Origin of the sequence: Mesorhizobium sp. M0848 (assembly GCF_040319805.1) — a bacterium.
Lineage (GTDB): Bacteria > Pseudomonadota > Alphaproteobacteria > Rhizobiales > Rhizobiaceae > Mesorhizobium.
The window spans coordinates 72741-95429 of record NZ_JAMYOM010000021.1 but is presented as its reverse complement, the minus strand read 5'-3'; the positions used below and the strand labels follow the sequence as shown (position 1 = coordinate 95429).

Sequence of the window (22689 nt, the reverse complement as noted above, 5' to 3'; positions counted from 1 at the left end):
TGCGCACTTTTGGGCGATATGCACTGATTGTCACGCCTGCCCGTTGCCGTTTGGTTTCCGAATTGCCAATGAAGTCGCGGAACCCTATGTCTGGTCGGTCAAACTGGCAACAACTTGATGGCGCGCGCTTTCCTCTTCGTCCTGGATTCCTTCGGCATCGGCGGCGCGGCCGACGCCGACCGCTACGGTGACGCCGGCGCCAACACATTCGCGCACATCGCAGAGGCCTGTGCGGAGGGCCGTGCGGATCGCGAAGGGTCTCGTAGTGGACCGCTGTTTGTCCCTCATATGGCCTCACTCGGGCTTGGCAAGGCTGCCGAAACCGCGACGGGACTGGGATTTGCCAACAGCGGGGCGGATATGCTCCCAACTGCCTTTCACGGCGCCGCACAGGAGGTTTCGAGCGGCAAGGATACGCCATCCGGCCATTGGGAAATCGCCGGCCTGCCGGTGCGCCTCGACTGGGGCTATTTCCCGGATACGGTTCCGGCCTTTCCGGCCGAACTGACCGAGGCGATCATCCGTGAAGGCAAGGTGCCGGGCATTCTCGGCAATTGCCATGCGCCGGGCACCGAGATCATCGAGCGCTTCGGTGAGGAGCACATCCGGACCGGCAAGCCGATCTGCTACACGTCGGTCGACTCGGTCCTGCAAATCGCCGCGCATGAAGTCCATTTCGGCCTCGACCGGCTTTATGAATTCTGCCAGGTGGTGCGCAGGCTGGTTGACCCGCTGAGGATTGGACGGGTGATCGCGCGGCCGTTCGTCGGCGAAACCACCGCCACTTTCGAGCGGACATACAACCGTCATGACTACGCCGTGCCTCCGCCGGAACCGACCCTGCTCGACCGGCTGACGGCGCGTGGCAGCCGTGTCATCGCCGTCGGCAAGATCGGCGACATCTTCGCCCATCGCGGAATTTCGCAAGTGCGCAAGGCGGCAGGCAACATGGCGATGTTCGACGAGGCGCTGGGTGCGATCGATGATGCCGGCGACGGTGACCTCGTCTTCGCCAATTTCGTCGACTTCGACACCGAATTCGGTCACCGCCGCGATGTCGCAGGCTATGCTGCCGCGCTCGAGGCCTTCGACCTGCGGCTGCCGGAAGCATTTGCGAGGCTGCGGCAGGGCGATCTTCTCATCCTGACGGCCGACCACGGCAACGACCCGACCTGGGGCGGGACCGATCACACGCGCGAGCGCATTCCGGTGATCGGCACTGGACCGGGTCTCAAGGGCGGCGACATCGGACTGAGAACGACATTCGCCGACATTGGCGAGACCCTGGCCGAGCATCTCGGGCTGGCGCCCGGACGCTACGGCACTTCTTTCTATACGGCGATCGGCGGTCATGCCTGAATTGCCGGAAGTCGAAACCGTCCGGCGCGGACTTCAGCCGGTTCTGGAAGGCGCCACCATCGCCCGCGTCGAGGCGCGCCGACCGGATCTGCGCTTTCCATTTCCCGAGAAATTCGCGCAGCGGCTGACCGGCAAGACGATCACGGCACTCGGCCGCCGGGCCAAGTATCTGACGATGGACCTGGAAGGCGGGCCCGTGCTGATCTGCCATCTCGGCATGTCGGGCTCATTCCGCGTCGAGACGGCCGATGGCAGCGACATGCCCGGCATCTTCCGGCACGACCGCTCGAAAAGCTCCAATCACGACCACGTCGTCTTCCATGTCGAGTCTCCAACCGGTGCCCGGTCCCGCGTGATCTTCAATGATCCGCGCCGCTTCGGCTTCATGTTGTTTGCGGAGGGACTGCCGGACGTTCACCCGATGCTGGCTGGACTTGGCGTCGAGCCTACGGGCAACACATTGGACGGTGCGCTGCTCGCCTCATTGATGAAGGGGCGGCGATCACCACTGAAGGCAGCGCTTCTCGACCAGAGGCTGATCGCCGGGCTCGGCAACATCTATGTGTCGGAGGCGTTGTGGCGTGCCGGCCTGTCGCCGCTGCGCGAGGCGGGCACGATCGCCAGGCCCGGAAAGAAAGCCCAAGCCCAAAGCGAACACCTCGCGCAAGCCATTCGTTCGGTGATATCGGATGCGATCGCAGCCGGCGGCTCCTCACTGCGGGACTATATGCAGACCGATGGGTCGCTGGGCTATTTCCAGCACGCCTTCGCCGTCTACGACCGCGAAGGCGAGGCCTGCTCCAAGCCCGGCTGCGGCGGCCACATCGAACGGATCGTGCAGAGCGGCCGATCGACCTTTTATTGCCGGACATGTCAGCGGTGAGTTTGAGCAATTCCAGGAAAAGTGTGAAACGGTTTTCCGTCGAGAATTGCGTCGAGACAAGGAGATGGGAGCGGTTCTGCGTTTCCGTGAAACGATGAACCGCTCTAGACGAGCGTGAGCAAGGAGAAGCAGCCATGGCCTATGAGACGATCATCACCGAGACGCACGGCAAGGTTGGGCTGATCACGCTGAACAGGCCGCAGGCGCTCAACGCGCTGAATTCGCAGATTCTGACCGAAGTGGTGGCAGCCGTGAACGGGTTCAGCGCCGATCCAGATATCGGCGCCATGGTCATCACGGGTTCCGAAAAGGCTTTCGCCGCCGGCGCCGATATCAAGGAGATGCAGTCCATCTCCTACGCGGACGCCTACGCTCAAGACTTCTTCGTCGGCTGGGAGGAACTGACGCGGGCGCGAAAGCCTATTATCGCGGCGGTGGCGGGCTATGCACTCGGCGGCGGCTGCGAGCTGGCGATGATGTGCGATTTCATTATCGCCGCCGACACGGCCAAATTCGGCCAGCCCGAGATCAGCCTCGGCGTCATTCCAGGCATGGGCGGGTCACAAAGGCTGACCCGCTTCGTCGGCAAGTCGAAAGCGATGGACATGTGCCTGACCGGGCGGATGATGGATGCCGCCGAGGCCGAGCGTTCTGGTCTGGTGTCGCGGGTCGTGCCTGCCGGCGAGCTTGTCGAGGAGGCGCTGAAGGCCGCAGCCAAGATCGCCGCTTTCTCACTACCATCGGTGATGATGGCGAAGGAGGCTGTCAACCGCGCCTTCGAGACGACGCTTGCCGAGGGATTGCGGTTCGAGCGCCGGCTGTTTCACTCGCTGTTTGCACTGGACGATCAGAAGGAAGGCATGGCGGCCTTTGCCGAGAAGCGGAAGCCGAATTTCACCAACCGCTGACGCCAATCCCTTGGCCGCGAAGAAGATGGCTGTTGGCCGCCAAAAAGAAGACCGGGCAGCGTTGACGCGCCGGAAAAGCTGAACTATAAGCCGCACCAACCGAGGCGGCCCCGTGGCTGCCCGTTTGTTTTTTGCGCCCTGCGGCATTCCGCATGCGCCGACCAGATCAGAAGAGAGGCATCATGGCCAATACATCCTCGGCCAAAAAGGCAACGCGCAAGATCGTCCGCCGCGCAGCGATCAACAAGAACCGCCGCTCGCGCGTCCGCACCTATATCCGCCAGGTCGAAGAGGCGCTTGCCTCCGGCGACAAGGCTGCCGCACAGGCTGCCTTCAAGATCGCGGAGCCGGAATTGATGCGCGCCGCGACCAAGGGCGTGATTCACAAGAACACGGCGTCCCGCAAGGTGTCGCGACTGGCTCAGCGGGTCAAGGTACTGTCGGCCTGACATTACTTGCCTAGACTGACGTTCTTCGAACCCGGCCGTTTGTGCCGGGTTTTTTCGTTTGCCGGCAAGCACTTAAAAAGAATGTCCGGAAACGGCGTCTTAGGCGGATTTCACAATTGGGAATAGTTTGCCGGCATATGCATGCCTGCTGTTGATCGGCATGCTTGAAAAGGGCCAGCTTAATGATTCTTAACTGTCAGAAATAGCTTATAATTTTCAGACACTTACTGATGGTGATCCACAGCTTGTCCACACCGGGCCGACCCGATCGGGGACAAGTCGCTGTCAAGCGAATTATTTCAGAATATTTCTCTCAGCGTCCGGTTTTTCATATTCGCCGGAAAAGGGTTTGAATCACAATGGCTTTGTTAAAATGTGCCGTCACGGCACGCCACTCGAACCCGCCTCCAGTAACCAGATTCCTTAAAAATCCGTTAGACGTGGCCTTGCCCTATCCACAGCGATTTCGGTAGTGTCGATCTATCGAAAGGGACGGGCTCTGGCTCTTAACCCAAGCCTGAATCGGCCAGCTTAAATTGGCGGGATTTGCAACGCGGATCAAGTCCGCGGACGGGTTTGGTTTGTCTTTTTCGATACGGTAGGGGACTGGCGTAACTAGACATGGCAGGTAGACGGCGCGCCGGCGCTCCTTTCGCCGGACGGTGTTGTATTGCCCTGACATACCCAACGCGGACTGGCTTCCATGGGCCGGCACCGGTTCCCGCAGATAATGGGCGACGTTCATCTGCCGGCGGCGGCAGCGGACATCGTAGCAAAGACTTAGGTCGCCGGAACCGGATGCAGGAGGCGCATCCCCGGTGGAAACAGGTACGGAAGAACAAGGAAAAGATCATGCAGAGCGGCATCGAAAGGGAGCTTACGGGCGACCTCCCATTTCCTGGAACTTTGATCGGAGCAAACGACATGGCGGTGTCCAGCGACGCGGAACAGAAATTCGACCGGGTCAAAGCCCAGTTGAAGGCGCGCCTGGGAACCGAAGTCTATTCGAGCTGGTTTGGCCGCATGAAGGTCGCCGAGGCTTCCAAGGGCATCGTCCGCATCTCGGTGCCTACTGCCTTCCTGCGCTCATGGATCAACGGCCACTATCTCGACCTCATCTCCGAGTTGTGGAAGCAGGAGGATCCCGATCTCCTCAAGATCGACATCGTCGTGCGCACGGCAACCCGTCAGGGACGCAGCCAGGCCGAGCCAGAGGTAACGCCAGCACGCAGCAAGGTGACACGGCAGACGCAGACGGCGCTTGCCGCCGGCACAGTCAGCCCCAGCCGGGTGGAGCGCGCACCGGCTCCGCGTCCGGGCACACCGATCGAGAGCGAATTCCGCCACAACGTTTTGGGATCACCGCTCGATCCGCGCTACACGTTCGGCTCCTTCATCGAGGGACCGTCGAACCGGGTGGCCTTCGCCGCCGCCAAGGCAGTGGCGGAATCGCAATCGAGCGCGGTGCGCTTCAATCCGCTTTTCCTTCACGCAACCGTCGGGCTCGGCAAGACACATTTGCTGCAGGCCATCGCCGCGGAATCGCTGAAGCAGAACCCCAAGTCGCGCGTCGTCTATCTCACGGCCGAGTATTTCATGTGGCGCTTTGCCACCGCGATCCGCGACAACAACGCGCTGACGCTCAAGGAACAGCTGCGCGACATCGACCTGCTCATCATCGACGACATGCAGTTTCTGCAGGGCAAGTCGATCCAGCACGAATTCTGCCACCTCATCAACATGCTGCTCGACAGCGCCAAGCAGGTCGTCGTCGCCGCCGACCGGCCGCCATCGGAACTGGAATCGCTCGAACCGCGGGTCCGTTCGCGCCTCAATGGCGGTGTCGCGCTTGAAATGTCGGCGCCCGATTTCGCCATGCGCCTCGGCATGCTCAAATTGCGCCTTGCCACGGCCAGGAGCGACGACGCGTCGCTCGACATTTCGGAGGAGATCCTCAATCACGTCGCCCGCACCGTGACCGGCAGCGGACGCGAGCTGGAAGGCGCCTTCAATCAGCTTTTGTTCCGTCAATCCTTCGAGCCGCAGATCACCATCGACCGGATCGACGAAATCCTCGGCCACATCTATCGCACCGGCGAGCCGAAGCGTGTCCGTATTGAGGACATCCAGCGCATCGTGGCGCGTCACTACAATGTGTCGAAGACCGAATTGCTGTCCAACCGGCGCACGCGCACCATCGTCAAGCCGCGGCAGGTCGCCATGTACCTGTCGAAGGTGATGACGCCGCGCTCGCTGCCTGAGATCGGACGGCGTTTCGGCGGCCGCGATCACACCACGGTGCTGCATGCCGTGCGCAAGATCGAGGACCTTTCCGGCAACGACAACACGCTGGCGCAGGAACTTGAGCTTCTGAGGCGGTTGATCAACGACCAGGCCTGATCCTCCGGGGATGGCAGAGCCGGAACAATACCGGAATTCAATGGCTTGCCAGTGCGGCGCTGGGCCTGGATCGGGCTCGTGGCGCCGCCTGGGAGCGATCTGGATTTCGGTTTTACGACACTGGCTAGCGGACTTCGGGCGCGTTATCCCCAGAAAGCCCGCCTAGCCGGCCTGAACCGGTGGCGCGGGCTTGCGTTTGCTGGTTTTTTCCTGTCAGTTTACGCAGATTCTGAGCCTGTTCAGACCTTTCGCGGGACGCCGCCCACTGGTGACCCGTCATTCATTCAAGCGAGCCTGTTTCGTCATGCGTGTTATCCTGGAACGGTCAAATCTCCTGAAGTCGCTCAACCACGTCCATCGTGTGGTCGAGCGGCGAAACACCATACCGATCCTGTCCAACGTGCTGCTCAGCGCCGAAGGCGCCAGCCTTGAAATGAAGGCGACCGATCTCGACCTCGAGGTGACCGAAGCGACGCCCGCCAAGGTGGAGCGCGGCGGGGCGACGACAGTCCCGGCACATCTGCTCTACGACATCGTGCGCAAGCTTGCCGATGGCGCCGAGGTGATGCTGAAGACGGACGAGGACGGCAACGCCATGACGGTGACGTCTGGCCGCTCGAGCTTCCGCCTTCAGTGTCTGCCGCAATCCGACTTCCCGGAGCTCTCGGCCGGATCCTTCTCGCATATCTTCCGTCTCGACTCGGTTGCCCTGAAAGGCCTGATCGAGAAGACCCAATTCGCCATCTCCACCGAGGAGACGCGCTATTACCTGAACGGCATCTACCTGCACACGCATGAGGTCGGCGGCAAGCTGAAGCTGCGCTCGGTGGCGACCGACGGCCACCGCCTGGCGCGCGCCGAGATCGATGCGCCAGCGGGTTCCGAAGGCATGCCGGGCATCATCATTCCGCGCAAGACGGTGAGCGAGCTGCAGAAGCTCGTCGACGATCCGGATGTCGCGGTCACCACCGAACTGTCGGACACCAAAATCCGCTTCACCATCGGCAGCGTGGTTTTGACCTCGAAGCTGATCGACGGCACCTTCCCCGACTATCAGCGGGTCATTCCGACCGGCAACGACAAGAAGCTCATCATCGACCGCCAGAGTTTTGCCGCCGCCGTCGATCGCGTCTCGACCATCTCTTCCGAACGCGGCCGCGCGGTGAAGCTGTCGATCAGCGAGGGTCAGGTGACGCTTGCGGTCAACAATCCCGATTCAGGCAGCGCCACCGAAGAGCTGTCCGCCGACTATTCATCCGATCCGATCGAGATCGGCTTCAACGCCAAGTACCTGCTCGACGTTGCCGCGCAACTGACCGGCACGGAAGCCAAGTTCATGCTGGCCGACGCCGGTTCGCCGACGCTGATCCACGACATGGCCGACGAGACCGCACTCTATGTGCTGATGCCGATGCGGGTGTAGCGGCACGGTGTCAGCACTTCGGTCCTGTTGTGGACCGGCGGCAAGCGCGATATTTACGGCAACTCCTAGAGCAATTCCAGGAAAAGTGTGAAGCGGTTTTCCGTACGGAGTTGCGTCAAAACAAAGAGATAGAGCGGTCCTGCGTTTCCGTGAAACGATGGAGCGCTCTATAGGCGGATAGCGGTTGCCGGGACAGAACCATATAAGTAAGCTAACACTTACTAATTTCCGCAACTATGCGGCGCTGACGATCGATCTGGCGCCAGGTGCCGTGGTTTTTTCCGGCGACAACGGCGCCGGCAAGACCAATCTCCTCGAAGCGATCTCCTTTTTGACACCGGGGCGTGGCTTGCGCCGCGCCCCTTACGCGGATGTCGCACGCGAGGGCGGCGACGGCGGCTTTGCATTGCATGCCCGGCTCGACGGACCTGACGGCCAAGTCGAGATCGGAACAGGCATTTCCGGCGGCGACACCGCCGGCGAAGGCGGCAGGCGGGTGCGCATCAACGGAGCTCCGGCGCGTTCGGCCGAGGACATGCTGGAATGGCTGCGCGTGGTGTGGCTGACGCCGGCCATGGACGCGTTGTTCACCGGGCCGGCCGCGGATCGCCGGCGCTTTCTCGACCGGCTGGTGCTGGCGATCGATCCCGGCCACGGGCAACGTGCGATCGATTACGAGAAGGCGATGCGTGGCCGTAACCGCTTGCTTACTGAAGGCTCTCGAGACGACCGCTGGTTCGACGCAATCGAGACGCAGATGGCCGAAACCGGTGTGGCGATCGCCGCCGCGCGAGCCGAGATGGTGCGCCTTCTGACCGCCATGATCGACAGGCTGCCCGACACGGGGCCATTTCCGCAGGCCGATATTGGCCTTTCGGGAGACCTGGAAGCCGAAATTGCGACCGCGCCGGCAGTCGATGTCGAGGAGCGCTTCCGCCGAACCCTTGTCGAGGGTCGTGACCGCGATCGCGCTGCCGGGCGCACGCTCGAGGGCCCGCATCGTTCGGACCTGATGGTTCGGCACCGCCCCAAGGCGATGCCGGCCGAGCTTTGCTCGACAGGCGAGCAAAAGGCGCTGCTGGTCGGCATCGTGCTGTCGCATGCAAGGCTGACCGGCGAAATGTCGGGCATGACGCCGATCCTGCTGCTCGACGAGATCGCCGCGCATCTCGACAGCCGGCGCCGCACGGCGCTGTTTTCCATCCTGGAGGAACTGAACTGCCAGGCGTTCATGACAGGAACCGATGCTGCGCTGTTTTCCAGTCTCCAGGGACGCGCGCAATTCCTGACTGTCGACCATGGGACGGTTGGGCCAACCGAAGACCACTGACAAGGTTTTTCAGTCCCTGTATGATCAGGCAATGACCACTGCCGCCCTGACCGCAGACGAGATCGAACGCTATGCCCGCCACATCGTGCTGCCGGAGATCGGCGGAGCCGGCCAGCAAAGGCTGAAACAGGCCCGGGTGCTGGTCATCGGCGCTGGCGGGCTGGGCGCGCCGGTGCTTGAATATCTCGCCGCCGCCGGCGTCGGCACACTAGGCGTGGTCGATGACGACACCGTTTCGCTGTCCAATCTGCAGCGCCAGGTCATTCACGGTACCGACACTGTCGGCCTGCTGAAAACCGATAGCGCCAAGGCGGCAATCGTTCGCATCAATCCCAACACAATTGTTGAAGCGCACGCAATCCGGCTGACCACGGACAATGCGCCCGCCCTCGTCGCCCGCTATGACATCGTCGTCGACGGTTCCGACAATTTCGAAACGCGCTATGCCGTGGCCGATGCCTGCGCGAGCGAAGGCAAGCCGCTGGTGCATGCCGCCGTCGGACGCTTCGATGGTTCGGTAACGGTGCTGAAGCCATTCGAAGACGGCAAGGACGGCAAACCCAATCCAGGCTATCGCGATCTGTTTCCCGAGGCGCCGCCGCCGGGCCTGGTGCCGTCCTGCGCCGAAGCCGGCGTGCTTGGCGCGCTGACCGGCGTCGTCGGCACGCTGCAGGCCATGGAGGCGATCAAGCTGATCACCGGCGTCGGCGAACCGCTGGTCGGCCGGCTGCTGCTCTATGACGGGCTGGCGGCGCGCTTCGACACCATCCGCTACAAGAGAAGCTGAATTCTTGGACCGGATCGAAGCTGCCTCCATCACGCGGATCCCGACCGATTTCGACCGCTGGGACGATGTGCTCGCATTGATCATGCGCGCTTTCGCCTCGATGGACGGCGTCATCGACCCGCCCTCCTCGGCCCACCTTTTGACCACCGACACTCTGCGGGACAAGGCGCGGTGGGAGACCGGCTTCGTGGCGCTCAAGGGCGATCGGATCGTCGGCTGCGTCTTTGCCCTTGAAAAGGTGACAGAGTTCTATGTCGGCAAGCTCGCGGTCGCGCCGGACTGCCAGGGACAAGGCATTGGCCGGCGGCTGATGCAGGCGGTCGAAGACCTTGCCCGCAGCCGCGGCAAGGCGGCAATCGAGCTTCAGACGCGGATCGAGCTGACCGGGAATCATGCGGCCTTTGCTCGCCTCGGCTTTCGCGAAACTGAACGGACGGCGCACGAGGGCTATGCCAGGCCGACCTCGATCACCATGCGCAAAGCTATCCCGTAAGGTTTATCTTACGGTTTGTGGGCCGCGACAGCGTCAGGTCCTGAGCGGCAGCACGCGGTCTGGTGGGCGGTGGCCGTCAACGAAGGCGCGGATATTGATGATGACCTTTTCACCCATGTCGATGCGGCCCTCGAGCGTCGCCGAGCCCATATGCGGCAAAAGCACGACCTTGTTCTTGGCGGCGAGCTTCAGCAGCTTGCTGTTCAAGGCCGGCTCATGCTCGTAGACATCGAGCCCGGCGCCGGCGATCTTGCCGTCCTGGATCAGCTTGACCAGCGCTTCCTCGTCGATGATGTCGCCACGTGCGGTGTTGACGACATAGGCAGTCGGCTGCAGCAGCGCCAGCCGCCGCGCCGAAAGCAGATGGAAGGTTGCCGGCGTCGAGGGACAGTTGACCGAGATGATATCCATGCGGGCCAGCATCTGGTCGAGGCTTTCCCAATAGGTCGCCTCCAACCCGTCTTCCACGGCCGGCAGCACGCGGTGGCGATTGTGATAATGGATCGACAGTCCGAAGGCCTTGGCCCGCCTGGCGACGGCGGTGCCGATGCGGCCCATGCCGACAATGCCGAGCCGCTTGCCCCAGATGCGCCGGCCCAGCATCCAGGTCGGCGACCAGCCGGCCCATTTCTTGTCACCGGTGAGCACATTGGCGCCTTCCGCCAGCCGCCGCGGCACCGCCAGCATCAGCGCCATGGTCATGTCGGCGGTGTCCTCGGTCAGGACATTCGGCGTGTTGGTGACGGTGATGCCCCTCTTGGCCGCGGCCGCGACATCGATCTTGTCGACGCCATTGCCAAAATTCGCGATCAGTTTGAGGTTGTCGCCGGCCTGGGCGATCAGTGCGGCGTCGATCTGGTCGGTTACCGTCGGCACCAGCACGTCGGCCTCCTTGACCGCCGCGACCAGTTCCGGCTGCGTCATCGGCCGGTCCTCGACATTCAGCCTTGCGTCGAACAACTCGCGCATGCGGGTCTCGACGGGGTCGGGCAGCTTTCGCGTGATGACGACGAGAGGCTTCTTTTTGCCTGCCATTGTTTCCCTCTCGAGTACTTGCCGCAATTCCGAACGCAAAACCGCTTCACACTTTTGCTGGAATTGCTTCTAACCCGATCTCGTTGAGACCTCTTTAACCAAGACCGGCGAAACTGAAAGCCGGTCGCGGTGCCGATTACTCCCTGTAACAAGCGGTGCCGCCGAAGACAAAGAAAAAGGGGCGCCGAGGCCGATGGGCAAGCGCCGAAAGGAATGAAAGTGTCTGGTTTCGCGTCGCTTCGCCTGACCCTCAGCGCAGCATTTCTCGGCGCTCTGCTTTATTCTCCGCTTGCGGGCGCGCAGAGTGCCGCAGCACCTGCCCAGGGCGTCGTCACGCTTGGTCCGAGCGGCCTGCCGCTGCCGCGCTTCGTCAGCCTGAAATCCGGCCGCGTCAACTCGCGCGTCGGTCCCGGGGCCAACTACTCGGTCGACTGGATGTATATGAAGGCCGGCCTGCCGATGGAGATCATCCAGGAATTCGACACATGGCGCCGCGTGCGCGATGCCGATGGTTCGGAAGGCTGGATCAACCAGTCGCTGCTTTCCGGCCGACGCACGGCAATCGTCGCACCATGGCAGCGCGGCAAGGGCGCCCAGATCGACCTTCTCAACAGTCCCGACAAGGACGCAAGAGTGGTCGCGATGATTGAACCTGGCGTCATGGGTACGATCAAATCCTGCGACGGCCAGTGGTGCGAAATGACGTTCGACGGCCACACCGGCTGGCTTGCCCAGTCGGTTGTCTGGGGCGCCTATCCCGGCGAACGGGTCAAGGACTGACAACTTCATCGCGAGGCTCGGAAGAACTCGGGATCAGAAATAGGCCGGCAATCACGGATACGGCAACAAGGTGCTTGCGCCTCCGCTTCATCAAACTCAATTGCAGCATTGTCATTCACGCCGCCGATCGCTCGCGTCCGTTGCGAATGCGGCAGCGATTGCGCCTCTCAGCGGGTTGCTCAACCGTGTCAGGAGCGTAATCCGGCTGGCTGGCAAATCCGGCAATCCATGCGACCGGTTCAGTATCACGCAATCGGCCGGTACCTGGCTCTGCCCGATCGCCGCCACTCCCAAGCCCGCGCTGGCGGCCGATTGCAACGCAGTCACCGAACCGCCGGTGAAGGCGAGGCGCCAGGCGGTATTGCTGCCATCGAGCGCGCGTTCCGCTGCCAGTCGGACGGTGCAGGATCCGGGCAATGCCAACAGCGGCAACGCGGCAGACGACCGCCAGACGTCAGGCGACCTTGCACACCAGACAAGCTGGTCTCGGTAGAGCGGGATGCCCTGGCGCCGGCTGATATCCATGCGCACGACGGCAAAATCGGCCTTGCCTGCGTCGTAGCGGGCCTGCATCTCAGCTGAGAGACCCACCGACACTTCCAGCAGCAATTCCGGAAAGACCTGGCTCAGACGCCCAAACGCCGACTCCAGAAGCGCACCGGCGGCGTGATCGCCGATGGCCGCCCGGAGCGTGGTGGTTTGCGTGCCAGCATCGAATGTGGCCACGGCCCGGTCATGAGCCTCGAGGACCTGCCGCGCCGAAGCAAGGAACCGCGCGCCTTCGGGCGTCAGCGAAACCGCGCGCGGCGTCCGCGCCAGGAGACGCCGCTCCATCGCTTGCTCGAGCTTGCGGACCCGCAGGCTGATCGCCGACTGGGTGGTCCCGAGAAGATCGGCCGCGGTGGTGAAGCTCTCGCAGTCGGCAACAAGCACGAAGCTGCGAAGCTGTTCGATGGCAAGATGCTTCATTTCGTACTCATATCATAGAGACAGCTACTATGACATTTCCAAATGCTCCTCGTCGAGTCATATGGATTCCGACGAAGCACGGCGGTTGCCGGCTGACCCGGAAGGAGAATGATTAGATGTCTCGCCTATCGCCAATAAACGAAGATTCCGACACGGAAGCCGGCAAGCTTCTGGCGGAAACGCGACGCCAGCTCGGACGCGTCCCGAACCTCTATCGCGTCCTGGCCAACTCTCCGGTCGCTCTCAAAGGTTATCTGCAATTTCGCGAGTCGCTGCAGAGCGGCCGTCTCAGTTCGAAATTGCGCGAGCAGATCGCCCTGATAACTGCTGAGGTGAACCGCTGCGAATACTGCGTTTCGGCCCACGCATTTCGCGGATCCAAGATCGGCATCTCCGATACGGAATTGGAGCTAAATCGCAGGGGCGATTCAAGCGATGCCAGAGTGGCGGCCACGCTGGCGTTGGCTGCGGATGTGGCGCGTAGCCGCGGAGCCGTCACCGACCAGGCATTCGGCGCCGCCAGGGCCGCGGGGCTCGACGACGAGGAACTGGCAGAGGTGATCGCGCATGTCGCACTCAACTTCTATTCCAACATCCTCAATCACTTCGCCCAGCCAGAACTCGACTTTCCACGGACAGTGCTTCTCAATGACTGACCTCGTGACCCTCGATCCGAGTTCGATGGCGACCATTCCGCGTCACCAGATCGTCGTTTCCTCCAGCTATGGTTTCGATGAGACACTGCAACGGCTTCGCGACGCCATCGCTGCTGCCGAGCTATGGATCATCCATGAGATCGATCCGCAGGCCCTGCTCAGGAAAGGCGGGATCTCCACCATTCGGCTCCGTCAACTGCTTTGGTTCCACCCGCGATACATGGCGCGCCTGTTGCTGACCGATCCTGGCGCCGTGCCCGAAGCGCCGTTCAAGTTCGTGGTCAGCGAACAAGCAGCCGGCGTGACGGTCTGCGCCTTGAACCCGATTTTGGTGTTCTCGCCATATCCCCGGCTTTTTGGTCTCGCCCATGAACTGTTCGACGCGACGGAGCGAATGCTCGAGACGGTTTCCACGATGCCGGTGTCGGGAGGCGATATCTAGCGGAGCCATGAGCGGTCCGGCCGCCTGCATCAGGCGTGGTCATCTAGTCCCGATGCGGCCGAGATGGTGTCCGGAAAGCCGGTCGACAGCTTCAGGCCATAGCCCAGCGCACGGTCGATGGCGATGTGGGCGATCCAGATCAGCAACCGCCATCGCATTGCCCCACATGTGCCCGGCGAGCAGCAACAGCGCGGGCACGGTCAGGGGGCCTCGCCGGTCATTCGCGGCGTTTGGGGCGCAGCCTCACCACGATGTCGACATTGGCGATCTCCATCCCTTCCGGAGGCTCCGGCAGGTTGGCAACCGTCACCGGACCGCTGTCGATGTCGAATATGCGGTTTTCGCCTTCGATGTAGAAATGGTGGTGGTCGGAGGTATTGGTGTCGAAATAGGTTTTCGCGCCCTCGACGGCGAGGATGCGCAAAAGTCCCGCCTGGGTAAACTGGTGAAGGGCATTGTAGACGGTGGCCAGCGACACCGGCACGCCGGCGGCTACCGCCTCCTCGTGCAGTTCCTCGGCCGACAGATGCCGGTCGCCCTTGGCGAAAAGCAGATCGGCCAGCGCAATGCGCTGACGCGTCGGCCTCAGGCCGGCTTCACGGACCCGCTTGTCCACAGCGACATTTTCCTTCCGGCCGTCCAGGTCCATCTTCTCGTCGAACCCCACAGTTCCGCCCCAAGACACGCCCAGAATGGCAAAAAAATGAACGTCTGCCGAAACCGGACCTCTCAGGACATATATTCTGTCGTCCGAATGCGATCAATAGCGCGCATTGACCCAGGCAGACGAGCAGGCTAAGCGCAAACGCCGGTTTCCGGCCTGAAACAGATTGTGTTAGGAAACCAACGACAAGGGCACCCGATAGCCCGGAACGATATGGGATGAGATTGATGGCGGGTAAATCCAGCTACGAGTACGACGAATTGCTGGCCTGCGCCCGCGGCGAACTGTTCGGACCGGGCAACGCCCAGCTTCCTTATCCGCCGATGCTGATGTTCGACCGCATCACCGAGATCAGCGAGACGGGCGGCGCCTTCGAGAAGGGTTTCATCCGCGCGGAGTTCGACATCAAGCCGGACCTGTGGTTCTTTGCCTGCCATTTCATCGGCAATCCGATCATGCCGGGGTGCCTCGGCCTCGACGCCATGTGGCAATTGACGGGCTTCTATCTTGGCTGGCTGGGCGAACCCGGCAAGGGGATGGCGCTGTCGACCGGTGAAGTGAAATTCAAGGGCATGGTCACGCCCTCGGTGAAGAAGGTCGAATATGGCATCGACTTCAAGCGCGTGATGCGGGGCCGGCTGGTGCTCGGCATCGCCGATGGCTGGCTGAAGGCGGATGGCGAACCCATATACGCGGCAACGGATTTGAAAGTCGGTCTGTCCAAGCAGTCGGCGGTTGGCTGACCGGCATCCCTGGCCAGCTCTCTGGCCAGCATCCCTGGAAGGAGTTGCGAATGAGACGTGTCGTAGTCACAGGCATCGGCGTTGTGTCGTCGATCGGCAACAATGCCAACGAGGTGCAGACCTCTCTGCATGACGCCAAATCCGGCATCAGCTTCTCCGATTCCTTCGCCGAACACGGCTTCCGTTGCCAGGTCTGGGGAGCGCCGACGCTCGATCCATCGGCCATGATCGACCGCCGTGCGATGCGCTTCCTGAGCCAGGGGGCTGCCTGGAACCATGTCGCCATGGATCAGGCGATCGCGGATGCGGGCCTCGGCGAGAGCGACATCACCAATGAGCGCACCGGCATCGTCATGGGATCGGGCGGACCATCCACCCGCACCATCGTCGAAGCTGCCGAAACGACGCTGAAGAATGGCAGTCCCAAGCGCATCGGTCCGTTCGCGGTGCCGAAGGCAATGTCATCAACCGCATCGGCAACGCTTGCCACCTGGTTCAAGATCCACGGCGTCAACTACTCGATCTCGTCGGCCTGTTCGACCTCGGCGCACTGCATCGGCAATGGCTACGAATTGATCCAGTGGGGCAAGCAGGACATCATCTTTGCCGGCGGCCACGAGGATCTCGACTGGACGATGTCGGACCTGTTCGACGCCATGGGCGCGATGTCGTCGAAATTCAACGACAAGGCATCGACCGCTTCCCGCGCCTATGACGCCAATCGCGACGGCTTCGTCATCGCTGGCGGCGCCGGGGTGCTGGTGCTGGAAGAGCTTGAGCATGCCAAGGCGCGCGGCGCCAAGATCTATGCCGAGATCGTCGGCTATGGCGCGACGTCGGATGGCTACGACATGGTTGCTCCTTCAGGCGAGGGCGCGGTCCGCTGCATGCGCCAGGCGCTGGCCACGGTTTCCACACCGGTCGACTACATCAACACCCATGGCACCTCGACGCCGGTGGGAGATTCCAAGGAAATGGGAGCGATCCGCGAGGTGTTCGGCCCAGAGATGCCGTATATCACCTCGACGAAGTCGCTGACCGGCCATTCGCTGGGCGCGGCCGGCGTGCAGGAATCCATCTATTCGATCCTGATGATGCAGGGCGGCTTCATCGGCGAAAGCGCCCATATCGAGACCCTCGACCCCGAATTCGAGGGCATGCCGATCGTGCGAAAGCGCATCGACGACGCCAGGATCGATACTGTCTTGTCCAATTCGTTCGGCTTCGGCGGCACCAACGCCACGCTCGTTTTCCAGCGCTATTCCGCATAAGGATTTGCCGGCCATGGACGGATTGATGAAGGGCAAGCGCGGGCTTGTCATGGGTGTCGCCAACGATCATTCGATCGCTTGGGGAATTGCCCGGAAATTGTCCGAACATGGGGCGGAACTCGCCTTCACCTATCAGGGCGATGCCTTCGGACGCCGGGTCAAGCCGCTGGCCGACAAGCTCGGCGCCTCGCTGGTGGTGCCGTGCGACGTCGAGGACAGCGCTTCGGTCGCCGCCACATTCGAGACCCTGGGCAAGGAATGGGGCGGGCTGGATTTCATCGTCCACGCCATCGGCTTTTCCGACAAAAACGAGTTGAAAGGCCTCTACGCCGACACCAGCCGGGACAATTTCGTCCGTACCATGGTGATCTCTTGCTACTCCTTCACCGAGGTCGCCCGCCATGCAGCCACCTTGATGCAGGACGGCGGATCGATGATCACGCTGACCTATGCGGGCTCCGTCCGCGTCATGCCGAACTACAATGTCATGGGCGTCGCCAAGGCAGGGCTGGAGGCGAGTGTCCGCTACCTCGCCAACGATTACGGTCCGCGTGGCATCAGGGTGAACGGCATATCGGCTGGACCCGTGCGCACGCTCGCCGGCGCCGGTATTTCCGATGCGCGCCATATGTTCTCCTACCAGCAGCGAAACTCGCCGCTGCGCCGCACGGTGACCATCGACGAGGTCGGCGGCTCGGCACTTTATCTGTTGTCGGATCTGTCTTCCGGGGTTACCGGCGAGATCCACTATGTCGATTCCGGCTATCACATCGTTTCCATGCCGACACTCGACGAATTGAAGCAGACCGACGGCGGACGAGACTAACGCCTGTCGCCCAAAGGTGCGCGGCGGTTTTGGAATGGCGACATTTGAAGACACGAAGCTTAAAGCGCGCCAACTGAATCCGTTTCAGCGCCAGGCGTATTGATCCGCTCAAGAAATACTTTCGGTCCAATAAAATTGGATTCATTCGCGGAAACTCATTTTAAGGAGATATCCGCTAGAAAGCCCCGTACTCAGGGGAACTTTCAATGCTCGCCGTCAGCAACCCGAAGCGAACACCGGTGTTCCGACTGCTCACCATAGCGAGTTCGGGTCTCGGCAGTTTCGTCCTCGGGCTCTGGGGCTTGAAGCTCGGTCTCGGCGATGGTTTTGCCGGCATCTCCGCGGATATGATGGTCTCGGTGATGGCCGCTCTTTGCGCACTGGCGGCCTCGGTCGCCGCGATGTCCTTTTTCGCCGGCGTCGATGAATCGGCGGATTTCGTCTTCACGGAAACCCATTTCGACAAGCTGACCGGCCTGGTGGCACGCCCGGCGATGGTCGGCAAGATTGCCGAGGCGGCATGCGCGACCAGCCGGACCGGCGAGCCGATGTTCCTCATCGATATCGACATTGACCGCTTCAAGCAGATCAATGACGCCATCGGCTACAGCCAGGGCGACGAGTTGATCCGCGCCTTCACCAAGCGCTTAAAGACGTGCGTGCCGCCGCGCGCTCTGATCGGACGCATCGGCGCCGGTGAATTCGCGATCCTGCTGCCCGACAATCAGGTGTCCGGATCGCTGGAAAGCACCGTCGAGAGGCTCATCGACGAGATGATGGAGCCCTATGATCTCGGTACGCACCTGCAATCGGTCAGCCTGTCGGTCGGCATCGTGGCGATGCCAAAGGACGGCGTCGATCCGGTCCTCATCCTGCGCCGCTCCAATCTGGCGCTGCAGAACGCGCGCGCCAGCGGCGTCGGCAACTGGTCGGTCTTCCATGCCGAAATGGGCAGGGTCGCCGACCATCGCCAATGGATCGAATCCGAACTGCATATAGCCTTCGAGCGTGGTGACTTCGACCTTCATTACCAGCCGCAGCTCGATCTCCCGACCGGCCGCATCGTCGGGTATGAAGCGCTTATCCGCTGGCGGCATCCGGAACGCGGCATGATCCCGCCGATGGAGTTCATTCCGATCGCCGAGGAAACCGGCATGATCGGCCCGATCGGCGAATGGGTGCTGCGCAAAGCCTGCAGCGACGCACAGCATCTGCCCGATGATTGCTTCGTCGCCGTCAACATCTCGCCCGTCCAGTTCATGACCAAGGACTTCGTCGGCATCGTGCGCGACACTATGACGAGCACCGGCATCAAGCCGTCGCGGCTGGAGCTGGAAGTGACCGAGACGGCGATGATGCAGGACCGCGACCGCGCCGCCGCCATCCTGAAGGAGCTTGCGGATATGGGCATCTCGGTCGCCGTCGACGATTTCGGTACCGGCTATTCCAATTTGAGCTACCTGATCGATTTCTCATTCGGCAAGCTGAAGATCGACCGGTCCTTCGTCAGCCGCCTCGACACCGATTCCAGCTCCGGCGCTGTCGTCTCGACCATCGTCGGGCTTTCGCGCGCGCTCGGCGTCAGCATCATTGCCGAAGGCGTCGAGACCGAAAGCCAGGCGACGCTGCTCAGGGCGGCCGGCTGCGAGGTGGTGCAAGGCTATCTTTACGGCAGGCCCGCCCCCCTCAAGATCAGGGTCGGCGACGTGCATGTCACCGATGAGGTCCGGCGCGTCGCCAATCTGCATTGAGTGCGACGCGATGCCTGCTTCTGTCTGAGCATCATCTTTTCCGAAAACCGGTATCCACTTTTCGGGATCATGCTTCAACGACGAGCGGAAAGCACCTTGAACATGCCGTCGCGGGCGAGTTCGGCATGGCTCGAAAAGGCAGCCGCCAGGATCGGCTCATAGGGAAGCTGACGGTTGGCGACCATGAGCAGCCGCCCACCCGGCTTCAAGGCCTTGGCCGCCGCGCGGATCATGCCGGCGCCGATCTCCGGCTCGGCCGCCCGGCTGCGATGAAAGGGCGGGTTCATCGCAATCGCGTCGTAGCGCTTCTCGACTGGTTCCTTCAACAGATCGATCCAGAAGAAATTCCTGGCGATCGACTGGCCGACTCCTGCCAGATTGAGCTTTGCGGCTTCGAGCGAGGCGAAATCGGCCTCATAGAGGTCGAGCGCCTGAACGCCGGGGGAGCAGGCGGCGATCTCGGCAGCCAGATACCCCCAGCCGGCGCAGAAATCGGCAACGCTGCCCCGCAGATCATTGGGCAGGTTCTCGACCAGCAATTTGGAGCCGGTATCGATCCGGTCGAAGGAAAACATGCCGGGCGCGGTGCGGAACCGGTTTTCAACCAGCAGAGCGGGATTGGCGGCGCGCAGTTCTTCCGCGACGGCGAGATCCGCGGGACGGCGTAACCAGAAGGCGATGCCGTGATATTTCGGCAGATGGCCCTCAAGGGGGACAAGTTCGTCAACGCGCTTGCGCAGGCTGGCAATGCCGTCATCCTTGCCGCCGGCAATGACGACCAAGGCGCCAGGCGCCACGCGCTCAAGCGCATCGGCGATGCGCACCTCGTTCAGGCCGCGATGCCGGCCGGCCAGCACAAGTGCCATATCGAAGCCGCCGCCTTCCGGTTGCGCGGTGACGCCGGAGGCCTGCAACGCACGAAAATCCGGCCGGAAGCCTTGCACGAGGTGAAGCGTCGCCTCGAAGCCTTCAGGCAGGCGAAATCCTGGCTCAGCGCCGAGAAACAGCACGCGCTCGCCCTTTACCGGCAAAGCAACAGCCTCGGCCTCAAAGGGATGGAAAAGCGTCTTCAACGGCTCGGCGGACATTGTTCGATCTCGACCTGTCTAGACGATCTGAAAGTGAAAACGGAGCTAAAATGAAAACGGGCGCGACATAAGCCGCGCCCGTTTCGATTCATGGTCTCAGACCAATCAGGCGGCGTTTTCTTCGCCTTCGGTCTTCTTGTCGCGGGCGAGTTCCTTGCCGGTGGCCTGGTCGACGACCTTCATCGACAGGCGGACCTTGCCGCGCTCGTCGAAGCCCATCAGCTTGACCCAGACCTTATCGCCTTCCTTGACCACGTCCGAGGTCTTGGCGACCCGGTCGTTGGCAAGCTGCGAGATGTGGACGAGGCCATCACGCGGACCGAAGAAGTTGACGAAAGCGCCGAAGTCCGCGGTCTTGACGACCGTACCTTCGTAAATCTCGCCGACTTCCGGCTCGGCGACGATGGTGTGGATCCACTTCTTCGCCGCCTCGATCTCCTTGGCGTTGGACGAAGCGATCTTGACCGTGCCGTCGTCCTCGATGTTGATCTTGGCGCCGGTCTTTTCGACGATCTCGCGGATGACCTTGCCGCCCGAGCCGATCACGTCACGGATCTTGTCGGTCGGGATGTGCATCACTTCGATGCGCGGTGCGAACTCACCCAGTTCCGAACGCGCGCCGGTCAGAGCATGCGCCATCTCGCCGAGGATGTGCTGGCGGCCATCCTTGGCCTGGTCCAGCGCGATCTTCATGATCTCCTCGGTGATGCCTTCGATCTTGATATCCATCTGCAGCGAGGTGATGCCGCTGGCGGTGCCGGCGACCTTGAAGTCCATATCGCCGAGGTGATCTTCGTCACCGAGGATGTCGGAGAGAACGGCGAAACGCTCGCCTTCCTTGATCAGGCCCATGGCGATACCGGCGACGGGCTTGGCCAGCGGCACGCCGGCATCCATCAGCGCCAGCGAGGTGCCGCAGACAGTGGCCATCGACGACGAACCGTTGGACTCGGTGATCTCCGAGACGACGCGCAGCGTGTAGGGGAACTGGTCAGCGCTCGGCAGCATCGGGCGAATGGCGCGCCAGGCGAGCTTGCCATGGCCGATTTCGCGACGACCCGGCGAACCCATGCGGCCGGTCTCACCGACGGAATAGGGAGGGAAGTTGTAGTGAAGGAGGAACTTCTCCTTGTACATGCCGGTCAGCGAATCGACATACTGCTCGTCCTCGCCGGTGCCGAGCGTGGCAACGACCAGCGCCTGGGTCTCGCCGCGGGTGAACAGCGCCGAACCGTGGGTGCGCGGCAGAACGCCGACTTCGGAGACGATCTTGCGAACCGTGCTCAGGTCGCGGCCATCGATGCGCGAACCGGTATCGAGGATGTTCCAGCGAACCACCTTGGCCTGGAGTTCCTTGAACACGCTGCCGATCTGCTCGGAAGTGTATTTGGCGTCTTCACCTTCGGCCGGGGCAAACGCTGCCTTGACCTTCGCCTTGACGGCGTCGACGGCGGCGTAACGCTTCTGCTTGTCGACGTTCTTGTAGGCATTGCTGAGTTCGTCGCCGACGATCTTCAGCATCTCGGCTTCAAGCGCGGAATAGTCCGGCGCGGTGAAGTCGCGCGGCTCCTTGGCGGCAACTTCGGCCAGCTTGATGATGGCGTCGATAACCGGCTGGAAGCCCTTGTGGCCGAACATGACCGCGCCGAGCATCAGCTCTTCGCCGAGTTCCTTGGCTTCGGACTCGACCATCAGCACGGCATCTGTGGTGCCGGCGACGATCAGATCGAGCTTCGATTCCTGCATCTCGTCGACATGCGGGTTGAGCACATATTCGCCGTTGATATAGCCGACGCGAGCGCCGCCGATCGGGCCCATGAAGGGAACGCCGGAGAGCGTCAGGGCGGCCGAAGTGGCAACGATCGACAGGATGTCCGGATCGTTCTCGAGATCGTGCTGGACGACGGTGACGACGATCTGGGTGTCGTTCTTGTAGCCGGAGGCGAAGAGCGGGCGGATCGGGCGGTCGATGAGGCGGGAAACCAGCGTTTCCTTCTCGCTCGGACGGCCTTCACGCTTGAAATAGCCACCCGGGATCTTGCCGGCGGCGTAGGTCTTTTCCTGGTAGTTGACGGTCAGCGGGAAGAAATCGAGGCCGGGCTTCGGCTCCTTCATCGAAACGACGGTGGCGAGAACCTTGGTCTCGCCGTAGGTGGCGAGCACCGCGCCGTCAGCCTGGCGTGCGATCTTGCCGGTTTCGAGGATGAGCGGACGGCCGCCCCATTCGATTTCCACTTTGTGGTGATTGAACATGTCTTGTCCTTAATATGAGGAAAGGGCCGCGCCGTTTCACGGTGCGCGGATGCCCTTTCCCTGGCTTCCTTTCTCGGGCAGCCACGGGCAAGACAACGGGAAGCTCGGGTGATTTCGGCGCGGTGCGCGCGCGAGCGTCCTGCAATCCTGCCCCATGACCGTCCATGGGCGGTTTCGAG

Annotated in this window: 22 protein-coding genes; 16 read left to right on the top strand and 6 right to left on the bottom strand. The window is 62.1% G+C overall.

Annotated elements, in window-relative coordinates; translation table 11 throughout:
* Positions 1-117 precede the first annotated feature (117 nt).
* The 9 genes from NKH95_RS23175 (at position 118) to NKH95_RS23135 (ending at position 10032) form a co-directional block, all read left to right on the top strand.
* The gene (locus NKH95_RS23175; protein WP_023811383.1) at positions 118-1359 is read left to right on the top strand and encodes a phosphopentomutase; all 1242 of its coding nucleotides are present in this window, start codon (positions 118-120) and stop codon (positions 1357-1359) included.
* Entirely contained in the window at positions 1352-2242 is an 891-nt protein-coding gene (gene mutM / locus NKH95_RS23170; protein WP_023811384.1) for a bifunctional DNA-formamidopyrimidine glycosylase/DNA-(apurinic or apyrimidinic site) lyase, read from the top strand. The genes NKH95_RS23175 and mutM overlap by 8 nt, the downstream gene beginning before the upstream one ends.
* A 134-nt stretch (positions 2243-2376) precedes the next feature.
* Positions 2377-3150 carry an enoyl-CoA hydratase gene (locus NKH95_RS23165; protein ID WP_352439648.1) on the top strand — a complete coding sequence of 258 codons (774 nt, stop codon included), beginning with the start codon at positions 2377-2379 and terminating at the stop codon, positions 3148-3150.
* 182 nt (positions 3151-3332) lie between these two features.
* On the top strand, positions 3333-3599 hold the full coding sequence (gene rpsT, locus NKH95_RS23160) for a 30S ribosomal protein S20 (protein WP_013533694.1): 267 nt from the start codon (positions 3333-3335) through the stop codon (positions 3597-3599).
* Positions 3600-4523: 924 nt separating this feature from the next.
* Entirely contained in the window at positions 4524-5999 is a 1476-nt protein-coding gene (dnaA, locus tag NKH95_RS23155) for a chromosomal replication initiator protein DnaA (RefSeq protein ID WP_023811386.1), read from the top strand.
* Between the two features lie 304 nt (positions 6000-6303).
* Positions 6304-7422 carry a DNA polymerase III subunit beta gene (gene dnaN / locus NKH95_RS23150; protein WP_023811387.1) on the top strand — a complete coding sequence of 373 codons (1119 nt, stop codon included), beginning with the start codon at positions 6304-6306 and terminating at the stop codon, positions 7420-7422.
* A gap of 184 nt (positions 7423-7606) precedes the next feature.
* A complete protein-coding gene (gene recF / locus NKH95_RS23145; protein WP_023811388.1) occupies positions 7607-8752 on the top strand; it encodes a DNA replication/repair protein RecF in 1146 nt (381 codons plus the stop codon).
* 31 nt (positions 8753-8783) lie between these two features.
* The gene (locus NKH95_RS23140; RefSeq protein WP_023811389.1) at positions 8784-9539 is read left to right on the top strand and encodes a molybdopterin-synthase adenylyltransferase MoeB; all 756 of its coding nucleotides are present in this window, start codon (positions 8784-8786) and stop codon (positions 9537-9539) included.
* Between the two features lie 4 nt (positions 9540-9543).
* Positions 9544-10032, top strand: coding sequence for a GNAT family N-acetyltransferase (locus NKH95_RS23135; protein ID WP_023811390.1), 489 nt, complete (start codon positions 9544-9546; stop codon positions 10030-10032).
* A gap of 33 nt (positions 10033-10065) precedes the next feature.
* On the opposite strand, the gene NKH95_RS23130 is transcribed toward NKH95_RS23135, so the two are convergent.
* On the bottom strand, positions 10066-11067 hold the full coding sequence (locus tag NKH95_RS23130; RefSeq protein WP_023811391.1) for a 2-hydroxyacid dehydrogenase: 1002 nt from the start codon (positions 11065-11067) through the stop codon (positions 10066-10068).
* 219 nt (positions 11068-11286) lie between these two features.
* Between NKH95_RS23130 and NKH95_RS23125 the strand changes: the two genes are divergently transcribed.
* Positions 11287-11847 carry an SH3 domain-containing protein gene (locus tag NKH95_RS23125; protein WP_023811392.1) on the top strand — a complete coding sequence of 187 codons (561 nt, stop codon included), beginning with the start codon at positions 11287-11289 and terminating at the stop codon, positions 11845-11847.
* 111 nt (positions 11848-11958) lie between these two features.
* On the opposite strand, the gene NKH95_RS23120 is transcribed toward NKH95_RS23125, so the two are convergent.
* On the bottom strand, positions 11959-12816 hold the full coding sequence (locus tag NKH95_RS23120; RefSeq protein WP_023811393.1) for a LysR family transcriptional regulator: 858 nt from the start codon (positions 12814-12816) through the stop codon (positions 11959-11961).
* 116 nt (positions 12817-12932) lie between these two features.
* Here NKH95_RS23120 and NKH95_RS23115 point away from each other — a divergent pair, with 116 nt between their 5' ends.
* Positions 12933-13472: a carboxymuconolactone decarboxylase family protein gene (locus NKH95_RS23115; protein WP_023811394.1), complete on the top strand. Its 540-nt coding sequence runs from the start codon at positions 12933-12935 to the stop codon at positions 13470-13472.
* Positions 13473-13476: 4 nt separating this feature from the next.
* On the top strand, positions 13477-13914 hold the full coding sequence (locus NKH95_RS23110; RefSeq protein WP_352439651.1) for a DUF302 domain-containing protein: 438 nt from the start codon (positions 13477-13479) through the stop codon (positions 13912-13914).
* 29 nt (positions 13915-13943) lie between these two features.
* Here the strand turns inward: NKH95_RS23110 and NKH95_RS23105 are convergent, their stop codons facing one another.
* Together NKH95_RS23105 and irrA are read right to left on the bottom strand one after the other, a co-directional pair.
* Positions 13944-14072 (bottom strand): DUF4260 family protein, encoded by a 129-nt coding sequence (locus NKH95_RS23105; protein ID WP_245486205.1) that lies wholly within the window; start codon positions 14070-14072, stop codon positions 13944-13946.
* Positions 14073-14131: 59 nt separating this feature from the next.
* Positions 14132-14563, bottom strand: coding sequence for an iron response transcriptional regulator IrrA (gene irrA / locus NKH95_RS23100; protein WP_024503471.1), 432 nt, complete (start codon positions 14561-14563; stop codon positions 14132-14134).
* Positions 14564-14805: 242 nt separating this feature from the next.
* Between irrA and fabA the strand changes: the two genes are divergently transcribed.
* The 4 genes from fabA to NKH95_RS23080 all read left to right on the top strand — a co-directional run bounded on the left by fabA (position 14806) and on the right by NKH95_RS23080 (position 19169).
* Positions 14806-15321, top strand: coding sequence for a 3-hydroxyacyl-[acyl-carrier-protein] dehydratase FabA (fabA, locus tag NKH95_RS23095; RefSeq protein WP_013527885.1), 516 nt, complete (start codon positions 14806-14808; stop codon positions 15319-15321).
* Positions 15322-15371: 50 nt separating this feature from the next.
* Positions 15372-16592: a beta-ketoacyl-ACP synthase I gene (fabB, locus tag NKH95_RS23090; RefSeq protein WP_023811398.1), complete on the top strand. Its 1221-nt coding sequence runs from the start codon at positions 15372-15374 to the stop codon at positions 16590-16592.
* Between the two features lie 13 nt (positions 16593-16605).
* Positions 16606-17418 carry an enoyl-ACP reductase FabI gene (gene fabI / locus NKH95_RS23085; RefSeq protein ID WP_023811399.1) on the top strand — a complete coding sequence of 271 codons (813 nt, stop codon included), beginning with the start codon at positions 16606-16608 and terminating at the stop codon, positions 17416-17418.
* Positions 17419-17624: 206 nt separating this feature from the next.
* Complete coding sequence (locus NKH95_RS23080) at positions 17625-19169, top strand: putative bifunctional diguanylate cyclase/phosphodiesterase (RefSeq protein ID WP_023811400.1); 1545 nt, start codon at positions 17625-17627, stop codon at positions 19167-19169.
* 74 nt (positions 19170-19243) lie between these two features.
* Here the strand turns inward: NKH95_RS23080 and NKH95_RS23075 are convergent, their stop codons facing one another.
* Both NKH95_RS23075 and pnp read right to left on the bottom strand, forming a co-directional pair.
* On the bottom strand, positions 19244-20257 hold the full coding sequence (locus NKH95_RS23075; protein ID WP_352864056.1) for a class I SAM-dependent methyltransferase: 1014 nt from the start codon (positions 20255-20257) through the stop codon (positions 19244-19246).
* Positions 20258-20362: 105 nt separating this feature from the next.
* Entirely contained in the window at positions 20363-22510 is a 2148-nt protein-coding gene (gene pnp / locus NKH95_RS23070; protein ID WP_023811402.1) for a polyribonucleotide nucleotidyltransferase, read from the bottom strand.
* Positions 22511-22689: the final 179 nt, after the last annotated feature.

Bases quoted from the DNA above. Each gene is read 5' to 3' on its own strand.
- irrA (WP_024503471.1), bottom strand. From the start codon at position 14,563: ATGGACCTGGACGGCCGGAAGGAAAATGTCGCTGTGGACAAGCGGGTC.
- dnaN (WP_023811387.1), top strand. From the start codon at position 6,304: ATGCGTGTTATCCTGGAACGGTCAAATCTCCTGAAGTCGCTCAACCAC.
- fabB (WP_023811398.1), top strand. From the start codon at position 15,372: ATGAGACGTGTCGTAGTCACAGGCATCGGCGTTGTGTCGTCGATCGGC.
- NKH95_RS23120 (WP_023811393.1), bottom strand. From the start codon at position 12,816: ATGAAGCATCTTGCCATCGAACAGCTTCGCAGCTTCGTGCTTGTTGCC.
- mutM (WP_023811384.1), top strand. From the start codon at position 1,352: ATGCCTGAATTGCCGGAAGTCGAAACCGTCCGGCGCGGACTTCAGCCG.
- NKH95_RS23080 (WP_023811400.1), top strand. From the start codon at position 17,625: ATGCTCGCCGTCAGCAACCCGAAGCGAACACCGGTGTTCCGACTGCTC.
- rpsT (WP_013533694.1), top strand. From the start codon at position 3,333: ATGGCCAATACATCCTCGGCCAAAAAGGCAACGCGCAAGATCGTCCGC.
- pnp (WP_023811402.1), bottom strand. From the start codon at position 22,510: ATGTTCAATCACCACAAAGTGGAAATCGAATGGGGCGGCCGTCCGCTC.
- dnaA (WP_023811386.1), top strand. From the start codon at position 4,524: ATGGCGGTGTCCAGCGACGCGGAACAGAAATTCGACCGGGTCAAAGCC.
- NKH95_RS23115 (WP_023811394.1), top strand. From the start codon at position 12,933: ATGTCTCGCCTATCGCCAATAAACGAAGATTCCGACACGGAAGCCGGC.
- NKH95_RS23140 (WP_023811389.1), top strand. From the start codon at position 8,784: ATGACCACTGCCGCCCTGACCGCAGACGAGATCGAACGCTATGCCCGC.
- NKH95_RS23175 (WP_023811383.1), top strand. From the start codon at position 118: ATGGCGCGCGCTTTCCTCTTCGTCCTGGATTCCTTCGGCATCGGCGGC.
- NKH95_RS23130 (WP_023811391.1), bottom strand. From the start codon at position 11,067: ATGGCAGGCAAAAAGAAGCCTCTCGTCGTCATCACGCGAAAGCTGCCC.
- NKH95_RS23165 (WP_352439648.1), top strand. From the start codon at position 2,377: ATGGCCTATGAGACGATCATCACCGAGACGCACGGCAAGGTTGGGCTG.
- fabA (WP_013527885.1), top strand. From the start codon at position 14,806: ATGGCGGGTAAATCCAGCTACGAGTACGACGAATTGCTGGCCTGCGCC.
- NKH95_RS23105 (WP_245486205.1), bottom strand. From the start codon at position 14,072: ATGCGATGGCGGTTGCTGATCTGGATCGCCCACATCGCCATCGACCGT.
- fabI (WP_023811399.1), top strand. From the start codon at position 16,606: ATGGACGGATTGATGAAGGGCAAGCGCGGGCTTGTCATGGGTGTCGCC.
- NKH95_RS23075 (WP_352864056.1), bottom strand. From the start codon at position 20,257: ATGTCCGCCGAGCCGTTGAAGACGCTTTTCCATCCCTTTGAGGCCGAG.